The sequence below is a fragment of the Parafilimonas terrae genome (assembly GCF_900115755.1).
GTDB lineage: Bacteria > Bacteroidota > Bacteroidia > Chitinophagales > Chitinophagaceae > Parafilimonas > Parafilimonas terrae.
Window position 1 is genome coordinate 145,190 of the sequence record NZ_FOXQ01000006.1, and the last position, 18,222, is coordinate 163,411.

General features: G+C 39.1%; 15 protein-coding genes and 2 pseudogenes. 5 read left to right on the top strand and 12 right to left on the bottom strand.

What is annotated here, in order from left to right; genetic code table 11:
- The first annotated feature begins 91 nt into the window (after positions 1–91).
- Positions 92–940, top strand: coding sequence for a type I methionyl aminopeptidase (map, locus tag BM015_RS11480; RefSeq protein ID WP_245751372.1), 849 nt, complete (start codon positions 92–94; stop codon positions 938–940).
- A gap of 43 nt (positions 941–983) precedes the next feature.
- On the opposite strand, the gene BM015_RS11485 is transcribed toward map, so the two are convergent.
- The gene (locus BM015_RS11485) at positions 984–2,621 is read right to left on the bottom strand and encodes a T9SS type A sorting domain-containing protein (RefSeq protein WP_090658468.1); all 1,638 of its coding nucleotides are present in this window, start codon (positions 2,619–2,621) and stop codon (positions 984–986) included.
- Positions 2,622–2,743: 122 nt separating this feature from the next.
- On the opposite strand from BM015_RS11485, the gene ppk1 reads away from it, so the two are divergent.
- Positions 2,744–4,849: a polyphosphate kinase 1 gene (ppk1, locus tag BM015_RS11490; protein ID WP_090658470.1), complete on the top strand. Its 2,106-nt coding sequence runs from the start codon at positions 2,744–2,746 to the stop codon at positions 4,847–4,849.
- Between the two features lie 36 nt (positions 4,850–4,885).
- Here ppk1 and BM015_RS11495 read toward each other — a convergent pair whose 3' ends face one another.
- Together BM015_RS11495 and BM015_RS11500 are read right to left on the bottom strand one after the other, a co-directional pair.
- Complete coding sequence (locus BM015_RS11495; RefSeq protein WP_090658472.1) at positions 4,886–5,302, bottom strand: EamA family transporter; 417 nt, start codon at positions 5,300–5,302, stop codon at positions 4,886–4,888.
- Positions 5,303–5,322: 20 nt separating this feature from the next.
- Positions 5,323–7,491, bottom strand: a complete 2,169-nt coding sequence (locus tag BM015_RS11500) for a TonB-dependent receptor (RefSeq protein WP_245751374.1) — start codon at positions 7,489–7,491, stop codon at positions 5,323–5,325.
- On the opposite strand from BM015_RS11500, the pseudogene BM015_RS22065 reads away from it, so the two are divergent.
- Positions 7,470–7,547 (top strand): annotated as a pseudogene (locus BM015_RS22065) (hypothetical protein); the annotation flags it as partial. The gene BM015_RS11500 and the pseudogene BM015_RS22065 overlap by 22 nt on opposite strands.
- Here BM015_RS22065 and BM015_RS11505 read toward each other — a convergent pair.
- From BM015_RS11505 to BM015_RS11520, 4 genes and pseudogenes are all read right to left on the bottom strand, one after another.
- Positions 7,518–7,919 (bottom strand): annotated as a pseudogene (locus BM015_RS11505) (PepSY-like domain-containing protein); the annotation flags it as partial. The pseudogenes BM015_RS22065 and BM015_RS11505 sit on opposite strands and share 30 nt — an antisense overlap.
- Before the next feature lie 93 nt (positions 7,920–8,012).
- The gene (locus tag BM015_RS11510) at positions 8,013–8,696 is read right to left on the bottom strand and encodes a phosphatase PAP2 family protein (RefSeq protein WP_090658802.1); all 684 of its coding nucleotides are present in this window, start codon (positions 8,694–8,696) and stop codon (positions 8,013–8,015) included.
- Between the two features lie 78 nt (positions 8,697–8,774).
- Positions 8,775–10,061 (bottom strand): sensor histidine kinase, encoded by a 1,287-nt coding sequence (locus BM015_RS11515; protein ID WP_090658476.1) that lies wholly within the window; start codon positions 10,059–10,061, stop codon positions 8,775–8,777.
- The gene (locus BM015_RS11520) at positions 10,058–10,732 is read right to left on the bottom strand and encodes a response regulator transcription factor (protein ID WP_090658478.1); all 675 of its coding nucleotides are present in this window, start codon (positions 10,730–10,732) and stop codon (positions 10,058–10,060) included. The genes BM015_RS11515 and BM015_RS11520 overlap by 4 nt, the downstream gene beginning before the upstream one ends.
- 264 nt (positions 10,733–10,996) lie before the next feature.
- Here BM015_RS11520 and BM015_RS11525 point away from each other — a divergent pair, with 264 nt between their 5' ends.
- Both BM015_RS11525 and BM015_RS11530 read left to right on the top strand, forming a co-directional pair.
- On the top strand, positions 10,997–11,710 hold the full coding sequence (locus BM015_RS11525) for a tetratricopeptide repeat protein (RefSeq protein WP_090658480.1): 714 nt from the start codon (positions 10,997–10,999) through the stop codon (positions 11,708–11,710).
- 71 nt (positions 11,711–11,781) lie between these two features.
- Entirely contained in the window at positions 11,782–13,026 is a 1,245-nt protein-coding gene (locus tag BM015_RS11530; RefSeq protein WP_090658482.1) for a histidine kinase dimerization/phosphoacceptor domain -containing protein, read from the top strand.
- A gap of 37 nt (positions 13,027–13,063) precedes the next feature.
- Here BM015_RS11530 and BM015_RS11535 read toward each other — a convergent pair whose 3' ends face one another.
- From BM015_RS11535 to BM015_RS11555, 5 genes are read right to left on the bottom strand one after another with little or no spacing between them, the layout of a single operon-like run.
- On the bottom strand, positions 13,064–14,218 hold the full coding sequence (locus BM015_RS11535; RefSeq protein ID WP_090658484.1) for an XrtY-associated glycosyltransferase XYAG1: 1,155 nt from the start codon (positions 14,216–14,218) through the stop codon (positions 13,064–13,066).
- A 37-nt stretch (positions 14,219–14,255) separates the two neighbouring features.
- Positions 14,256–14,993: a hypothetical protein gene (locus BM015_RS11540; RefSeq protein WP_090658485.1), complete on the bottom strand. Its 738-nt coding sequence runs from the start codon at positions 14,991–14,993 to the stop codon at positions 14,256–14,258.
- Positions 14,994–15,034: 41 nt separating this feature from the next.
- Positions 15,035–15,862, bottom strand: a complete 828-nt coding sequence (locus BM015_RS11545) for a glycosyltransferase family 2 protein (RefSeq protein WP_090658487.1) — start codon at positions 15,860–15,862, stop codon at positions 15,035–15,037.
- Positions 15,819–16,838, bottom strand: a complete 1,020-nt coding sequence (locus tag BM015_RS11550) for a glycosyltransferase family 4 protein (protein ID WP_090658489.1) — start codon at positions 16,836–16,838, stop codon at positions 15,819–15,821. The genes BM015_RS11545 and BM015_RS11550 overlap by 44 nt, the downstream gene beginning before the upstream one ends.
- Positions 16,839–16,875: 37 nt before the next feature.
- Positions 16,876–18,213 (bottom strand): hypothetical protein, encoded by a 1,338-nt coding sequence (locus tag BM015_RS11555; protein ID WP_177191886.1) that lies wholly within the window; start codon positions 18,211–18,213, stop codon positions 16,876–16,878.
- Positions 18,214–18,222: the final 9 nt, after the last annotated feature.

Below are 18,222 nucleotides of genomic sequence, written 5' to 3' on the forward strand. Positions count from 1 at the left end.
CTTTAAAACTTTCAGAGGCCGCTTCACCTGGTGGGGCGGCTTTTTATTATTGTTTAACCTTGTTGGATTTTTTTTGCGAAATTTGCACCCTTTGAGCAGGAGATACAATATGATATTATATAAAACAGATGCAGAAATTGAACTGATGAAGCAAAGCGCCAGGCTTGTGAGTAAAACGCTTACAGAAGTTGCCGCTATGCTTAAACCCGGCATTACCACCATGCAGATTGACAGGTTGTGCGCCGAATTCATCAGGGACCATAAGGCTATTCCTTCTTTCTTAAATTATCATGGTTATCCTTTTACCATCTGCGCTTCGGTGAATGATGTGGTGGTGCATGGCTTTCCAAATAATATAGCATTAAAGGATGGCGACGTTGTTTCCATAGATTTTGGCGTGATATTAAATGGCTGGCATGGCGATCATGCTTACACATTTCTTTTGGGCGAAACCAGTGAAGATGTGCTGCAGTTAATGCGTATAACCAAAGAATCTTTATATAAAGGAATTGAAAAAGCCGTTGCGGGAAACCGCGTTGGCGATATTTCTTATGCTATACAGGAATATACCGAACGTAAACATGGTTATGGCGTGGTGCGTGAACTGGTAGGCCACGGCCTTGGCAGAAGCCTGCACGAAGACCCGCAGGTGCCTAATTACGGCAAGCGTGGAAATGGCCCAAGGTTAAAGGAAAATGCAACGCTGGCCATTGAACCCATGATAAATATGGGCACCAAAGATGTTTATACCGACGATGATGGCTGGACGGTAAGAACCCGCGATGGCAAACCTTCCGTTCATTTTGAACACGACGTTTGCGTAAAAAAGAATAAAGCGCTTATACTTTCTGATTATTCAATTATAGAAAAAGCTGAACAGGCTAATAGCAACCTGAATACTTCGTATTATACGCTGAAGCATGAAGCCGTTGCGGTATAATTTCAGAAGCTTTTATTTTTAAAAGGGTTTAGGGAAAATTATTCTATTCCTCTTTTATAAACTTTCTTGTAAATGATGTTACGCCATCTGTAATAACCATTGTATATATACCAGGTTTTAAATGTTCGATATTAATAGTAAGGTTTGCTTTCCCTTCGGGTTTTCCCAATTGTTTTATTAATGCCCTGTTACCTGAAACATCTGTTATAATAACGCGATATGCTGAAGCGCCGGCCGGGGCTGTGAAACCAATATTTAAAACATCCCTGGCAGGATTGGGAAATAATGTAAGGTTTCCGGTTACCAGGCCGGATGCTATTGCGGAAGCAGCCGCCGGTGCAATACCATATTTAATCACGATGGTGCTGCGGCCTGCAACATACAGGTTATCCGCAGGGTCTTTTTGAATGCCTAATGTAACCGTATTTTCAATTGAATTCAGCTCATATACATCTGTAAAAAACGGCGCCCCGTTTTTCTTATACCCGTTTGTAATGGCCACATGCCTGTTATTCTGATAATAACAGGTGCCTGTGACAATAACGTTTTGCTGTTCATCAACCACAATCCCCGTTGGACGGTCCGGCCCCCAAAAGCCTGCATTAAAAGTATCCGTCCATTTTTTTACACCTCCGGCAGCATATTTTGTAACGATGCGCTTGCTGTTAACATCAGCATAATTTAAAGTGCCCGCTACATAGCAATTGCCTTTGGCATCAATTGTAAAAGCACCGTAAAGAAACGGCATGGTAAAACTGCTATTCACTTCTTTCGCAGACCATAGTTGTTTTCCGGCCTTGTTATATTTTACTGTTAATATCCTCGGATTATTATAAAAAGCAATCGTATCTGTCTGGCCATTTATATAAATATTGTTGAGTAAATCGCATTGAACATAATAGAACCTTCCATTCTTATTATACTCATTAAAAACATTGCTCCATGCCAGGTTGCCGTTTGGCTTAAACTTTAAAACCATCGGTTTTTGTGTTTGAGGAAGGTTGCCGGGATCGGAAGCCCCGGCTATGATAATATTATTCATGTTGTCGAAGCAACCGGCATGGCCCACTACGTTATCCATTTTTTTTGTCCATAACGTTTTGCCTGCTTTATCCAGTTTCAGCAGGAGCAGGTTATTTATGTAGGTGCCCCATTCAGAGGCATACCTTGTTTCATTCCCCGTAACCAGGATAGCACCGCCGGGAGATATGGAAATATCTTTCGGGCTTGCCAGCACATAAGCAGCATCATGAAAACGGTTTAGCCAGATACGTTTACCGGAGCTGTCGTATTTCATGGTAACAATATCGCTTACAGTTGTTCCATAAGTGGCGCTGTCTTTCCGGGTTCCGGTAACATAAATAAACCCATCTGCATCTGTTGCAATTGCAATGGCTTCATCCATTGAATCTTTCAGGTTATTAAAATATCTTTTCCAAAGTGGTTTACCATCGCTGCTTACTTTTTTTATATAAAAATGCGTAAGCTGGTAATTACTCCAGTTGCTTTCATACCCTGCTGTATAAGTGTTGCCGTATTTATCAACGGCCATATCATTGAAATAATGATTGTCCGCAGCATTATCCTGGTATTGTTTTACCCACGCCCGCTCATACTGCTGCGCGAGGGAGAAAGAAATGCAAACAAAAAAGAAAATAAGTGTAGAAATGGTGCTTTTCATAATTATAAGTTTTAAATCTAAAAATAACCGTTTTTAAGACAGGAAATTCTGCGGGGAAATGATTTTTTAAAACTTAATATTCGTATGTTGTTCAAACCTATATTTTTGATTATAGCTATTGTATGAAAAATTTAATTCCAAGGGATATAAGCTGGCTTAGTTTTAATGCCAGGGTGTTGCAGGAAGCCGCAGACCCCTCTGTGCCTTTGAGGGAACGCATTCGTTTTTTAGGTATCCATTCGAATAATATGGATGAATTTTTCCGGGTGCGTGTGGCCACGCTGAAACGCATGATTGAGCTGGGCGGTAAAAAAGGGAATATGCACCTGGAAGAAAACCCTCAAAGCATAGTGGAACAAATTCAAACCATTGTACTTGACCAGCAGAATGAATTTAACCGTATATGGCAGGGCATCTTAAAAGAGATGCAGCAACAGGGCATTTACCTCGTTGATGAAAAAAAACTCAATAAACAGCAGCAGGCGTTTGTAAAAACTTTTTTTGAAGAAGAAGTACGTTCCAATATAATCCCTTTAATGATTGAAAGCCTGCCGCAACTCCCCTACCTGCGCGAAAAAAGCATTTATCTCGGCGTGGTAATGCGCAGGCAGGATACGGCTTACCAGCAGAAATATGCATTGATAGAAGTGCCCAGCCGCATCATTGGCCGCTTTATAGAATTGCCGGCGCCGGAAGGCCAGCATCATATCATATTGCTGGAAGATATTATCCGTTTTAATCTTCCTTATATCTTTTCTTATTTCAATTACACAAAATTTGAATCTTACATTTTTAAGGTTACAAAAGATGCAGAGCTGGATATTGATAACGATGTAACAACCTCCATTGTACAAAAAATACAAAAAGGTATTAAGAACAGGCGCATTGGCAAACCCACGCGTTTTGTGTTTGATAAGGAAATGGATTCAGGACTGCTTGAGTACATGATGAAGAAGCTGCACCTTACAAGAATGGATAATATTATCCCGGGTGGCCGCATTCATAATTTCCGGCATTTCATGGATTTCCCGGATGTATTCAAACAAAAAAGATTAAGGCGCCAGTCTTTTACACATCCGGAGCTCGTGAATACATCAAGGGTTACCGACATTATTTTAAAGCATGACGTATTGCTGCATTTTCCCTATCATTCCTTTAATTCTGTAATTGATCTTTTGCGGGAAGCAGCAATGGACCCTGAAGTGAATTCCATTAAATTAACAGCATACCGGCTGGCATCCAATTCAAAAGTCATCAATGCATTGATCAACGCGGTTCGCAATGGTAAAAGCGTAACGGTAATGCTGGAACTGCGTGCCCGCTTTGATGAAGAAAACAACCTTGAATGGAAAGAGTTGCTGGAAGAAGAAGGCGTGAAAGTACTGCTGGGTATGCCCAATATGAAAGTGCATGCCAAGCTTTGCGTTATTACAAAGCGCAGCAATAAAAAAACCATTCAATATGGTTTTGTAAGCACAGGCAACCTGAATGAAAAAACGGCAAAGGTTTATGCAGACGCCTGCGTGCTTACCAGCAACAGGAATGTAATGGCCGACATTAACCGCATTTTTAAATACCTTGAAAACCCTTCAAAGATTAAATACCTCAACAGTTGCAAAACGCTGATGGTTTGCCCAACATCCATGCGACAGCAATTAACCCAGCTAATTAACACGGAGATAAAGAATGCAAAAGCTAAAAAGAAAGCTTCCATTACTTTAAAGGTTAACTCTTTAAGCGATCCGCAACTAATATTAAAACTGTATGAAGCAGCAGATGCAGGTGTAAAACTCAACCTTGTTATCCGGGGTATATGCTGTGCAAAGCTGAAGCATAAAAAATGGCATCATGATGTAAAAGCTATAAGCATTGTTGACGAGTACCTTGAACATGCACGCATGCTTATTTTTGAGAATGGCGGCAGGGAAAAAATTTTTATATCATCTGCCGACTGGATGATCCGCAATCTCGACCATCGCATTGAAGCTGCCATACCAGTAAAAAATAAAGCGCTCTGCCTGGAGATAAAAGACATACTTGATATTGAGTTGAAGGATAATGTAAAAGCCCGCATACTCGATAATAATTTAGATAACAACTATGTGAAAACAACTGGCAGGAAAGTGCGTTCGCAAATTGAAATTTATAATTACCTCTATAAAAAAATAAAGCCTGCGAAACCAGCGGTAACAACGCCCATTCCTGAAGTGCAGGAAATTGTCGTGTAAGTGGTGCGGTTGTAATATACCTGTAAAAGTTGCCGGTTATTTTACAATCATTACCAAAGTTCCGGCAATGATCAAAGCGGCGCCTATTGCGGTTTTTAGCGTTAATGTTTCACCTAAAAAAATAATCGCTAAAATGATTGTAAGAGCTACGCTTAATTTATCAATGGGCGCCACCTGCGATACGTTTCCCAATTGCAATGCTTTGAAATAAAACAGCCATGATAAGCCTGTCGCCATACCCGAAATGACAAGAAAAATGATGTTCTGCTTAGATAACGAACTCATTCCTTTTGCATCACCTCTTGCAAGAATGATACACCAAAGCATTATCAGAACAACAATTGTCCTTATGCCTGTTGCCAGGTTGGAATTAATGTTGGCGACGCCAACTTTTGCAAATATTGCCGTTAGCGAAGCAAAAAATGCTGATAGTATTGCATATATCCACCACATAGTTGCTGGAATTAGTTTTATTATAAATGCCACTTTACAGACAGGTTAATTACCCTGCCGTCAATTGGCGCCCATAAAGGATTAAACACAGGGTTGGTAATTGTTCCGGTATAAAGAGCTTCCACTTTGCTTTGGCGGTAATCCAAAATATTTTCCCCATTTAAAACTACACTAAAATGCCTGCCTAACTTTTTTTCCATCATTGCCGCTATAAACATATAGCCCGGCGTCTGCGTATAATTTTCCCGGTACTGATGCCCGGTATAAGAGCCTTCAATACCAAACCTGAAACCTGCGTTTTCAAAATCTCTTACTATCGTGAACGCAAAACGATGTTTGGGCGTAAGTGGCACAAATTGGTTTTGTGCCAAATATTTTCTTTCTGCAATAGTGAAAGTATAACCAGCATACAATTCCCAATCATTAATAACTGCACGAATGTAAGTGTCTGAGCCTTTTGTAATGATTGATTTTGGTTCATTTTTGAATACGACATCATCGTTGTTTAAAACCGTTGCAACAACAGGATGATTTAACTGCGTTAAAAAAAATGCCTGGTTAACAAACAACTCATTACCGTTTCCCCAGGTGGTTTTATAATTTGCTTCTGCATTGTAACCGATGGATTTCTCAGCTTCTATCCCCGATGGCAATGATTGTATTTTTTGCAGGGCATAGTCTGTTGTTTGCGGCGCTAATGCGTTGGGGGTTTTATAACCAAAGCCAACACCTAACCGTGTTGCCCAGTGTTCGCTGAAACGATGAAATAGAGCTAAGCGTGGCAAAATAAAATTACCATAAGTAAATTGGTAATCGTTTCTTAAACCTGCTTCAATTATCGTTTTTTCTTTTATGTTCCATGTGTTTTGAATGAACAGGCCAACCGTGTTGTTATTGAAGTTATTCAGCGGAATATTGTTGGTTATTTTTTTAAACTGATCACCAGTTGCGTTAATACCTGCAACCAGGCTATTTTGTTTGTACGGAACTAATAATGACAATTCAGTATAATAATTTAATTGCCTGCCGGTAAAGTTGATATCGTTGTTATTGATTGTTCTGTTAAACGAACTTAAGCTGTTCTTAAAATCAAGCTCTTTTCCAGCAGATAAATTTCGTTGTGCAGTAAGTTCAAAGCTGTTTCGTTTAATATTATTTTTCTCAAAATACTGGTGTGTTGCATCAGCATTTCCTTTAAGCACCTGCATATCGCCACCGTTTCTTTTTTCAAAAGTGCCGGTATAACCGGCTACGATAGTTGTCTTGTCATCTGGATAAAAAAACAAACGTGGGTGAAGCACCAAACCGTTTAGATCACCAACATCAGAAAAACCATCATTATTTACATCAACTGCTTTCTGATAATTATAACCGCCAAAAAAAGTATAACCCACTCTTTTATATCTTTTAGACAGATAAGTGTTGAAGTTTGTTTCTTTTAAAGTGGTTTGATTAATGCTTACAACAGCTTCCTGTTGTGTAGTTGGTTTTCGTGAAATAATATTTACCAAACCACCAATAGCGCCACCGCCATATAAAGTGGATGCCGAGCCTTTTATCAATTCCACCTGTTTTAAATCCAAAGGTGGAATACTTAAAATGCCAAACCCACCACTAAAGCCATCATACAAAGGCATTCCGTCTTTTAAAATTTGTGTATACCTGCCATCAAGGCCCTGTATCCTCACATTGACATTTCCGGTAATAGCGCTGCTTTGTTGTATCTGTACACCACTCACATCGCCCAATATACTTGCAATGCCTGCCGGTTTTATAGCGCTTTCTTCATCCATTTCTTCACGTCCCAATACTTCTACTTTTAACGGTGAGTTTTCAATGCGTTGGTTATTTCTTGTTGATGAAACCACCGTTACTTCTTCCAGGGATTTTTCTGTTGCAGCAAGCGTTATCAATAAAGTATCAATGAAAGGTATTATTATTGAAGTATCGGCACCTTCAAAACCAACCGATGTAAAATGCAGGTGCACATTGCCTGGGTTGAGCTGCAAAACAGCTATCCCATTTTTATTCGTACTGCTAACAGATTTATTGTTCACAGAAATGCTGACAGCTTCCAAAGGCTCCTTGCTTACAGTACTTACAACCTTTATGTTTAACTTATTTTGTGCATTGGCTGTTAATGAAAGGAATGCTATACCAACAATAAATACTATCTTTTTCAACATCATTAGTCTTTATCTTCTTTAATAAAATTTCCAGCCGCATCAAAAATTACATCTTTGCCTTTTACTTCTGCTTCGTAATTTATTTCACCATCGGCTTTGGTAATTTTTGCAGCTTCTTTTATCCTTTGACCTGGGTAATTTTTTAAAGCATACGCTTTCACTTTTACAGGAAGCTCATCAACTTTAATTCCTGCTTCTGTTTCAAGAATATTCCCCGAAGCGTCAATCAAAACAGCATATTCAGTTTTGTTACTTTCAAAACCTGCTTCATAATTGGCTTTTTCTTTCTCCCATTTCACTTTCTTTATTTTGGGATATTGCTTTTGAAAAGCTGATTTTACTGTAGATGGAACATCTTTGTCCGAAATGTTTTGCGAATTGACGAATGTTATTGCAAACATTGCTGCTAAAAATAAAGTTGCTTTTTTCATTGCTTTGCTTTTTAAAATTTACAAGGCAAAAATGAAATGCGATTTGGAAGAAATTTTGAACTGCCAAACAATAACTTTTTTCGACAGAAGTAATTAATCGGGTATAACTGTCTCTTTTTTCCTGCCCCATTTGTATTGATGTGTCCAATAAGATATTTTTATTGAGAAGATACCAATGCCTGCACCCACTAACACATCACTGATATAATGCTTATTGTTTGCCATGCGCAAAATCCCAACTGATGTGGCTATGCTGTATGATACATAAGGCATCCATTTAAACTTGTATTTATATTCTTCGCTTAAAAAAGTGGCTGCGGCAAAAGCCTGTGCCGTATGTCCTGACGGAAAGGAAGAATAATTTGAGTGGTCTGGCCTTTGTATGTGTGTAGTGTTTTTTAAAAGCTGTGTAACCGCAATCATACTTAGTTCTCCTTTGAGCAGAACGGCTGTACGGTTTTGTATATCGGTTTTTGATTTTATGCCAAATGCATCCAGGCCATAAGCAATAGCGATAGGGCTGTATTGGAGGTAGTTGTCAACATGGGTTTTAAAATCCGGCAAATATTTATTTCGATCTTCAACAATTTCATTTTTGACACTTTCGGTGCTGTTGTCATTTAATATAAGTCCTGAAACAATAAGCGATGCAGGAACATACATTTTTTTGAATTGAAACTTGTATGGCGTAAGCAAATTCTCTTTTACGGTATCAGTTTTTGCAAACAGGCCGCTGTCCGCTTTCTGAGAATAACAACACTGAAATGAAATCAACATCAACAGAAATAATGCTTCTTTTCTCACCACATTTTTTGCTGCTAATGTCCATTTGGATTTGGAAGAAATTTTGAATTTCTAAAACGTTACAGTGAATGAATGAAGGTTGTTTTGAAAAGCATATTGTATTTGCCAGCCGTAACGGTTGCATATTTCTTTTATTATTGCTAATCCCAAACCGCTGCTGGCAGTTTGCGAAGATGAAACGGCAAAACGTTCAAATAGTTTTTCGTTGTTCAAGGCTGTTTTTCCTGTGTTGGAAACAGTTAATGTTCTGCCTGAAAATTCAACCTGTATAACGCCTTCCCTGGTGTTGTGAACTATTGCATTGATAAGTAAATTATTAATCAAAATTTCAAGCAGGGTTTTGTTGCAAACAACAGATAATTTTTGACTAAGGCTTTTAACTACGGTAATCTGCTTCGCTGTAATGTAGTCATTAAGCAGTTCATTGGTTTCATTTACAACTTCTGTAAGTTCAATATTTTCTACTTCCGCAAATTGGCTGTTTTCAATTTTTGCCAATAGCAACAGGTTTTTATTTATCCTTGTTATTCTTGCAACAGGCAATTCAACGGCTGATAATATTTCGGATTGTTCGCTTGTAATATCCTTGTTCTGCAACAACAAATTCATTTTTGATTTCAGCACAGCCAAAGGCGTTTGCAATTCGTGTGAAGCATTTTCAATAAACGTTTTTTGCTGTGTGTAAACTGAAATGTTTTTATCAATCAGCTTTTGCAATGATTGATTCAGTTCTTCAAATTCTTCAATATCTGTTTTATCAAACAAAACGGTTTGCCTTGCAGTTAAGTCAAACGATTTTAGTTTTTCAAGTGTGTTGCGGAAAGGCTGCCATATTTTCTTTGCTATTTGTTTATTCAGCACTATAAAACCAATTACCAATAATACAAAGAATAAAAGCGTTACAACAGTTATAGCCAACATGGTTTCTGCTGTTTCTTCCACATTGGTTTCAACCTGTAAATGATACAGCTTGCCGTTAATGCTGATGTATGATGAAAGCCCTCTGAAACGGTCAATCGTCTCATCTCCCGGGTATGCACTTATGTGTTCAACCGTATAAGTGCTATCAGCTTTAGTTGCAGATAAATTGGATGGTGTTAATGTTGAGCCGGGTTGTAATTTGTTCCAGTTTTTTAATATGCTGTTTAATTCAGTTTCTTCTATTTGACTTTTTTTAAAGCTGTTTTCAATGCCTTCTTTAATGATTTGATTGTGCTCATCCAATTCATTCATCCAGATAAAATCCACCACCCAATAATAAACGGGTATGCTGCACGCCAGGATGATTAAGGCGTAAATGGTAAATGCCTTGAATGGTTTATTTAATAATTTACTCATATCTCCCACTTGTAACCTGTACCGTAAATTGTTTTCAGATAGTTATCACAACCTGCCTCTGCGAGTTTCTTTTTCAGGTTCTTAACATGGGCATAAACAAAATCGTAGTTGTCAAACATATCGGCAATATCACCCGAAATATGCTCTGCAATGGCTGCTTTTGAAATAACCCTGTTTTTATTCCCGGTGAACAGTAACAATAACTCAAATTCCTTTTTGGTAAGGCTTAGTTCAACATCATTTACTTTCACGTTTTTACCTAACAAATCAATCATTATTTCATTTTGCTGTATGATGTTCGAGCTGTTAAACTGTTTTCTGCGGATGAGGGAATGAACCCTTGCCGCTAATTCCGAATGATGAAAAGGTTTTTCGAGATAATCGTCTGCTCCCATTTGCAGGCCCTTTACTTTGTCTTCAACTGAGTTTTGGGCTGAAATAATTATTACTCCGTCCTGCTTATTTTGTTTTTTTAATAGTTCCAGCAGTTGCAATCCGCTGCCGCCCGGAAGCATTAAGTCCAGTAAAATGCAATCGTAATCATACACCCAGATTTTTTCGGCAGCCTGCTCGTATGTTGTGGCCACTTCACATAAATAGTTCTCGCCTGACAGGTACTTTGCAATGTCTTCAACAAGTTCTTTTTCGTCTTCTACTATCAGGATTTTCATCCTGCAAACTTACCTTTTGAATTTTGAAGAAATTTGGAATGTGATTAAGGGAGTATTAGCGATGAGCGCATGCAGGTTAGTCACACAAAATGGCATTTAGTTTATGATTCTTTGAAACTATAAACTCAGTTTGATTAATAAAAATTCCACTGCTCTTTTCGTTTCCTCATCCTGATTAAGTGTCGTAGGCGCTGAAAAAGCCTGTGCCTGCTTGGAATAGTTTACCTGCTAAATGGTAATTGGGAAAAAGGGAAAACCTGCTTTATGCAGGTTATTGAAGCCCTTAAACGGGCGGGAGACAAAGCCGGGGCGCTTAATGCATTATTAAGGATGGCAACTGCCACATTTTGTGATAACTGCACAGAAAATATAGCTGCTTTAAAAGAAGCGTTGAAACTTTCGCAACAAACTGGCGACAGAGCGCAGGAAGCAGTTATCCGCCTGGAAATGGGATATAAATATTTAAACGATGGCAACGCCGGGCAAGCTGAAGAAGAAGCTGAAGCTGCATTAAAAATTCAAAAGGCAATTGGCTATCCAGCTATCTCCCATGCCTGTAAACGCTTGGCTGAACAAAGTATTTATAACGCTTCCGGTGATTATGGATACCTGTCAAATGCCTACTACCTGCTATCTGATTTAAGCCAGGATAAGGGGAATTTAAATCAAAAGCTGTTTTACATTTTTAAAGTGGTTGACGATGTTGAAAACAGCAATATGCCCCAGGAGCTTGACTACACTTATTTCCGGCTTGGCAATGCCTATTGGGAATTAGGTCAGTTTGACAAAAGCATGGAGTACCATAAGCAATCCGCAGCAATTAGTCATCAGAAAGGCCAGCTTATACAGGTAGGTATCGCCAGGCGAATGACTGCTGCTTTGCTCAATCGGGGAAAGGTTAAAGAAGCACTGGCGTTGTTACATGAGATTATAGACAAAAAACTGCTATGCAGCGTAGAAGATAAAATGTATATATAGCGCAAAGCCTGTGTTCCTGCTATAATGCACTTGAGCAATATGCAAGAGCAGAGAAGTATTATCTTGAAAGTGTGGCATGGAGCAGGCAATCACCCCTGCGCTTTCAGTTTGTCGCCTGCCAGGGAATCAGCCAGTTTTACGTTGCAAACGCCCATTATTCCAGGGCAGAGCCGTACCTGGAATTACTGCTCAAAGCGCCTCCCCAGCAGGTACTGCCAAATTATTTAACGGGCATACATTTAATGTGGTTCAAAGTGGATTCGGCGCGGAAAAACTATCCCCAGGCAATCAGGCATTACCAGCAATACAAGGCACTCCAGGATTCCATTTTTAACGCCACAAAAAGTAAACAGATAGCACAGCTAAGCATTCAATACGAAACAGCTAAAAAGGAACAGGATATCAAAATCAAAGAAAAGGATATTGCACTGCTGAAAGAACAAAATAAAGCACAGCAAAATCAACGCAATGCGCTTATTGTGGGCACAGGCTTACTGGCAGCTATACTTGTTCTCGGCTTTAACCGTTACAGCCTGAAACAGCGTGTAAACCGGCAACTGCAATACCAGCAGCAGGTGCTGCATGCACAACAAGCGCAGATTAAACAAAAAAACGAGCATTTATCTGAACTGCTTACAGACAAGGATATTTTACTGCTTCAAAAAGATACACTGATTGAAGAGAAAGACCAGTTGCTGACTGAAAAAGAATGGCTGGTGAAAGAGATCCATCATCGCGTTAAAAATAACTTTCATATTGTGGCAAGCTTGCTGGAAATTCAATCCAGTTACCTTAAAAATAAGGAAGCTTTATCTGCTATAAAAGACAGCCAGAACAGAATTCATTCCATGTCGATCATCCATCAGAAACTTTACCAGTCTGAAACACTGTCAATCATTCACATGCCCGAGTATATCTATGAACTGGTGGAATACCTTCGCGAAAGTTATTCCATCCGCGAAAACATCGGTTTTTCACTTCAAATAGAAAATATTGAACTGAACCACGCATCTGCCATTACATTAGGGCTTATTTTAAATGAAGCCATTACCAATGCCATTAAATACGCTTTTACCAAAACGAAAGACAAACAAATTTCTATTTCGCTCAGCCGCATTTCAGCCACGCAGCTGATGCTGGGCGTTGCCGATAACGGCCGGGGCCTTCCCGGTGATTTTAACACCGGGGTTGGCGCTTCCATGGGAATGGAATTGTTACAGGGACTTGCCTGTGACCTCGGCGGTAATTTCAGCATTGAAACAAATAACGGAACACAGATAAAAGTGATTTTTGATTATAAATCCCAAACTGTATAAATCATCTGAAATCCGCACGATGGAAATTTCTTCTGTATTATTTTCTTGTTACCTGCATTTTCAGATTCACCACTTCCCCATACATATCGCGATATTGTTTAACCAAGACTTCGGGAGAAAAATATTTGTCTATAATTCCCGGCGCTGCCGATGTAACAGCGCATCGTTTCGCTTTATCCTGCATTGCAGCTTCCAGCGCAGCCTGTATAGAAGTGGGTTCCGCCTTACATACCCATCCCAGGCCATGCTCTTTTATAAATGCGCTTAACGCCACGCCTTCCGTTACAAGTACCGGTGTCCCCGTGTGGAGCGCTTCGATTACGACGTTGCCAAAATTTTCGTTGTAACTGGGAAGTACAAAAATATCTGCCTGCATTAATACGTCAAATTTCTCTTTACGATCCTTCCACCCTATCCATTGTAGTTTGCTTGTTATGCCAAGATCAGCCGCCTTTTGTTTCAGGCTGCTTATATAGGCTTCATCGCCGCTGCCTGCTATCTTCAGATGAACCGGCACATTGATACGGCCTATGGCTTCAAATAATAATTCAAGCCCTTTTTTAGGATGGATGCGGGACAAAAAAAGAAGCGTAAAAACCGGGTTTTGTTTCTTGATAATATTAACCTGAGGCAGGTTATTGATGTTCGGTATCATCATGCCTTTCCAGCCCGGAATCATCCGCCGGCATTCCTCCATTTCTGATGCAGCCGTTGCATGGAGATAACTGTATGACAATAATGATTTGCCAAACAACTGATGGGCAAACTGCTTTACCCGGCTCTTGGAATGATAGATGATATAGTCGCTCAGCATGCCTCTTGGAGATAATACAACTTTTATCCTCTTTTTTTTGCAGATGAAAAGCCCCGCAAAACCAGGTATGTTCCACCAGGAATGAATATGTACTACATCAAACGTTTTACAATTTTTATACAGGTATTTAAGCAGGCCAATGGAAAAATGTAGTGGGTCTTTTGTTTGTCTTTTAAAATAAATAACCTTTACCCCTTCAACAAGATATATTTTCCCCGGATCAACTTCTAATTCTGTATTGCCGTTGGCCGTGGTGGTATATACGGTTATATCTTCCCCGGCCGCTGTTAATGCTTCGCAGAGATGGGCGATGGATTCAACAGGACCGCCATATATGTATGCGGGTTTATAGGAAGGTACAAGGTGAAGAATTTTCATGAACAATCGCAGGGCGTTTTATATCATACTGCACAAATTATGAGGCAGGAAGTATCCTTCTGAGTATAAATAAACCTATTGCTTCAATTCTTTTTTTAAATGAAGCATAGTCACTGTTGGAATGCGCTCCAATACCAATTGTACTAATTAAAAAAGGAAATCCTAACTGAATGCGATTTGATTGCCGGAGCGGCTTTAATGTTTTAAAGTATAAGGTCTCCATGTGCGATGCTGTATTTTCAGCAAGCTCCCGTTTAATATCGAAGAGATGTTGCTTATAAAATGAGGTTTTCATGATAAACAAAGTTGTAACTACGTAATGCTTCTCCAACTTCCAAAAGCTGAAATCCCTCGCATCTGAAAAGAAGTCATATTGCTTTTTATCCTGCAAATCAAGCAGTTTATTTAGTTGGGGAAAATACAACCGGCCTGTTGTTTTGATAATGATTGAATTTGAAGTTATCAGCTTGCTGTTATAAATAGCATAATCAATAATTTCCATATCGGAATAGCCATAATGAACACCTGGCAGACGTTCGGTTTCTTCAAATTGAAGAAATTCAATATTGCGCTTGTATATATTTTTTTTATTAGCTATTTTCTTCAATTCAATTAGCTCATAGCCCGAATTTTCCGCGAATACAATTGCTTTGATTCTTTTATCGGAATAATTAAGCCAGTACTCAAATGCTTTTTTATAATCTTCGAAACGAATATGAGGAGTAGCCCTAAAAGAAGACCGGTTGAGGTTTTTTGGTTTGATGCATGCCGTCATGAGCAACACATATTCACAACTTGTATGTATGCCGCGGGCATTCACTTTTTATTGATCTTTTCTTCCGTTAATCTCAATGAAATCAGCATTTCAACAATAGTTCTTTGTAATGTATAATGCCAGCCCCGCTGCCCGTTGAACAACATGCGTTTTCTGAGCAGGCAAAAGAAAAACATCATCAATGGAGTGTATATTCTTTTTTTCCTGAGTTTTTCAAGAAACGACATTTCCGGCCCAGGTTTGGTCATCAGCATTGTTGCTTCTTTCATAGAATAGGCAGACTGGTTAAGCAGCCACCGGCTTAATGGTTTACGGTCATCATGCAGTATCTTGTTTTTCAGGTCAGCCGTTTTGCCATTTATCCTGAGCCGCTGCGTGTGGCCGTCGTCATAATAAATACAATTGCAACGCTTGAATAACACGGGCCTCGGCGTAGTGTTATTGCTGGCCAATGATCTTTCAAATAAAACAAATTCAAAACCTGCATTAAAGGCGCAGGCATGGTTCTGTACAAGTTTTTGCTTAATCTCTTCAATAAAAGCGTAGGTGAGTATATAGTCGGCATCAAGACTTAATATCCATTCACTACTGCAGAGACTTAAACCATAATTCCATTGCTGTGCATGGGTATCAAATTTTCGTACATATATTTCTGTATTAGAAAAGCTGTTGATTAATTCCACCGTTTTATCAGTGCTGCCACTATCAACTATAATAATCTTTTCTAACCAGGTAAGATGATGCAGCGTTCTGGCTATATTTTCTTCTTCGTTCCAGGTAAGAATAACGGCGGTTAAAGTTTGGGCCGGAACAGCCCGGCTGTTATTAAAGCCTGGCTGCGATTGTTTTGTAGAGTTGATAGTAAGCATCAGCAATGGTTGCGGCATCAAAACGCTGGCTGTTTTTTTGCCCGTTTATAATGAGTTGTTCCCGATAAGCATTATCATTAATAATTTTAAGCAGCCCGCTGCGTATATCATCCACATTATATGGATTAACCAGGCAGGCAGCATCTGCCGCTATCTCCGGCATAGAAGATATATTGGAAGTAAGCACAGGCCTGCCCGTAGCATTAGCTTCAATAACAGGCATGCCAAAACCCTCAAATGTTGAGACAAATGAAACTACATCACAGTTTATGTATTCTGTATATAATTCTTCATTCGACAAACCTTGTTTAATAGTATAAGCTATGCTGTTTTCTTTAAGGCTTTTTAAATCCTTTCCTGAAACATTTCCTACTATAACCAGTTTACAAGGCAAAGATTGCAGGGCATCAGCCAGTCTTGCAATATTTTTATTTTCTGCCGCGCCTACCTGTAATATTACCGGGCAATCTTTATTAAAAATTTTAGCGGCAGGCTGAAAAATTTTATTTACAGCAACCGGTATCACCTGTATCTTCTCCGGCTGACAACCTGTGTAATGTATAACTGCCCGCTTTGTAGTTTCTGACACCGTTGTTATATAAGCAGCTTTTTTAACGGGAGCCTTCAGGTATAACCAACCTATTATTTTTTTTTGAAACCCTGTTTTGCGTTCCATGAAGCGGCAATCGTGTATGGTGAGCAACACATTTTTTTTTCGCATCAACAGGTTAAGGAAATGCACTTCGCCGGTAATATGTGTAACGCTGTCTTTTTGCTGTTTTAAAGCAGCACGAATAATATTAGTTAGTTTCGACAAGTAACCATCATTAAACCGTTTACAAACTTCAATATTAAAATTGATTTTGCTTTTTAGCTGATACCGCAGGTTTTCGAATATATCTTCTATACTGAAATTAAATCCGGGCCTGGGTTTGCGCTGAAAATGGATGACATTTATTTTTTCTGAACTTTTCAATATTTATTGTTTCTAAAAACAATCCCGGTTTTAAAGTTTACTCCTCATCAGTTTTCACCACTTCTTCGGCTAATATCTCTTCTTCCTCATCTTCATCCTCCGGTTTATTAAATGCAGCAAGCACCAATCCACCAGAAATAATGGAAAAACCTAAGTTGGTAGGCTGTCCCCATTGCCCCTGCAATATTTGTATAAATCCAAAACTTAAAAGCATCCAGGGTAATGCATTCTTTAATTTTAATTCCCTGATGCCTTTTGATAAAGTGGAAATACCAAAAGCTATCCGGACAATGATAATAATAAACCCCATCAGTAAACCCATTTCTCCTATTACCCTTCCCCATTCCTGTTCTGCAATAAGAAATGTAACTTTCCCTGTTAACATTTGTGCACCGGCATTCGTACCCATGCCCAGCCCATATCCAAAAAAGGGCATATTAGGCGCATTTTCAACGGCATAAACCATCCCGCCCAGAAACCTGTCCATAAATACGCTGTTTAAGCCACCTTCGCTTTCATTGGCAGAAGTAAATCTTGCAGTGAACACTTCCGTGCCCGTTGAAAAGAAGCCCTGGTTTTCTATCAGGTAAAAAACAGCCAGAAAAATTATTATGCCAATAGCAATACGCTTAAGATAGTTAGGCCGGTACCATACAGAAACAGTCATAAAGGCTGTAGAAAGAAATACTTCAAATAATAGCGTACGGCTGATGGAGAAAGGAACAGCAAAAAGCAAACAAACAGTAGATGTAATCAGCAGAAACCTGTTTATCAAAAAACTATTGAACCAAAAATAAAAAACATAAGCGGCCACTAATCCATAAAAAAGAGAAGTACCAGTTGTAAATGAAAAAGTACCCGGAGGCCTGTAATAACCTAATGCACCGCTGAATCCCGCTCCGCTCATATCTCCTCCCACGCCCCGGTTTACAAACGCACTTTGAGGGCTAAAGAACTGGGCAATAATCAGTGCTGTCATTGGCAATGATATCCACAATAATACTTTGCCATACCTGATTACATCCTGAATGGTAAATATCTCAGCTATAGCAAACATTAAAGGAAAATGGATAATGAATATTCTTGCCCCATATATTGCCACCATAAGATTACCGTGCCCCTGTAACAAGGCTGTTATAATGCCAAAGCAGCCTATCAGGATCATCCAGAAGCTATATGGATTAAATTTCAGAATTCCCTTCATCCTTGATACAAAAAGAATATAAATAGCAATAGGATCTCTTACAATCAGTAAAGGATTTGACAAACCTGGCAGAACCCATTTACGCAATGCCCCTTCAAAAATTAAAAGTATGAGGTACAACCATACAGCAGTTCTTAAACGCTTTAATGTTATGCTGTTACCCGTAACCATGGCAGGATA

Coding starts and splice junctions, on each gene's coding strand:
- BM015_RS11545 (WP_090658487.1), bottom strand. CDS start 15,862: ATGCTTACTATCAACTCTACAAAACAATCGCAGCCAGGCTTTAATAAC.
- BM015_RS11540 (WP_090658485.1), bottom strand. CDS start 14,993: ATGACGGCATGCATCAAACCAAAAAACCTCAACCGGTCTTCTTTTAGG.
- BM015_RS11500 (WP_245751374.1), bottom strand. CDS start 7,491: ATGATGTTGAAAAAGATAGTATTTATTGTTGGTATAGCATTCCTTTCA.
- ppk1 (WP_090658470.1), top strand. CDS start 2,744: ATGAAAAATTTAATTCCAAGGGATATAAGCTGGCTTAGTTTTAATGCC.
- BM015_RS11485 (WP_090658468.1), bottom strand. CDS start 2,621: ATGAAAAGCACCATTTCTACACTTATTTTCTTTTTTGTTTGCATTTCT.
- BM015_RS11510 (WP_090658802.1), bottom strand. CDS start 8,696: ATGTTGATTTCATTTCAGTGTTGTTATTCTCAGAAAGCGGACAGCGGC.
- BM015_RS11535 (WP_090658484.1), bottom strand. CDS start 14,218: ATGAAAATTCTTCACCTTGTACCTTCCTATAAACCCGCATACATATAT.
- BM015_RS11515 (WP_090658476.1), bottom strand. CDS start 10,061: ATGAGTAAATTATTAAATAAACCATTCAAGGCATTTACCATTTACGCC.
- BM015_RS11525 (WP_090658480.1), top strand. CDS start 10,997: ATGCAGGTTATTGAAGCCCTTAAACGGGCGGGAGACAAAGCCGGGGCG.
- BM015_RS11495 (WP_090658472.1), bottom strand. CDS start 5,302: ATGTGGTGGATATATGCAATACTATCAGCATTTTTTGCTTCGCTAACG.
- BM015_RS11555 (WP_177191886.1), bottom strand. CDS start 18,213: ATGGTTACGGGTAACAGCATAACATTAAAGCGTTTAAGAACTGCTGTA.
- BM015_RS11520 (WP_090658478.1), bottom strand. CDS start 10,732: ATGAAAATCCTGATAGTAGAAGACGAAAAAGAACTTGTTGAAGACATT.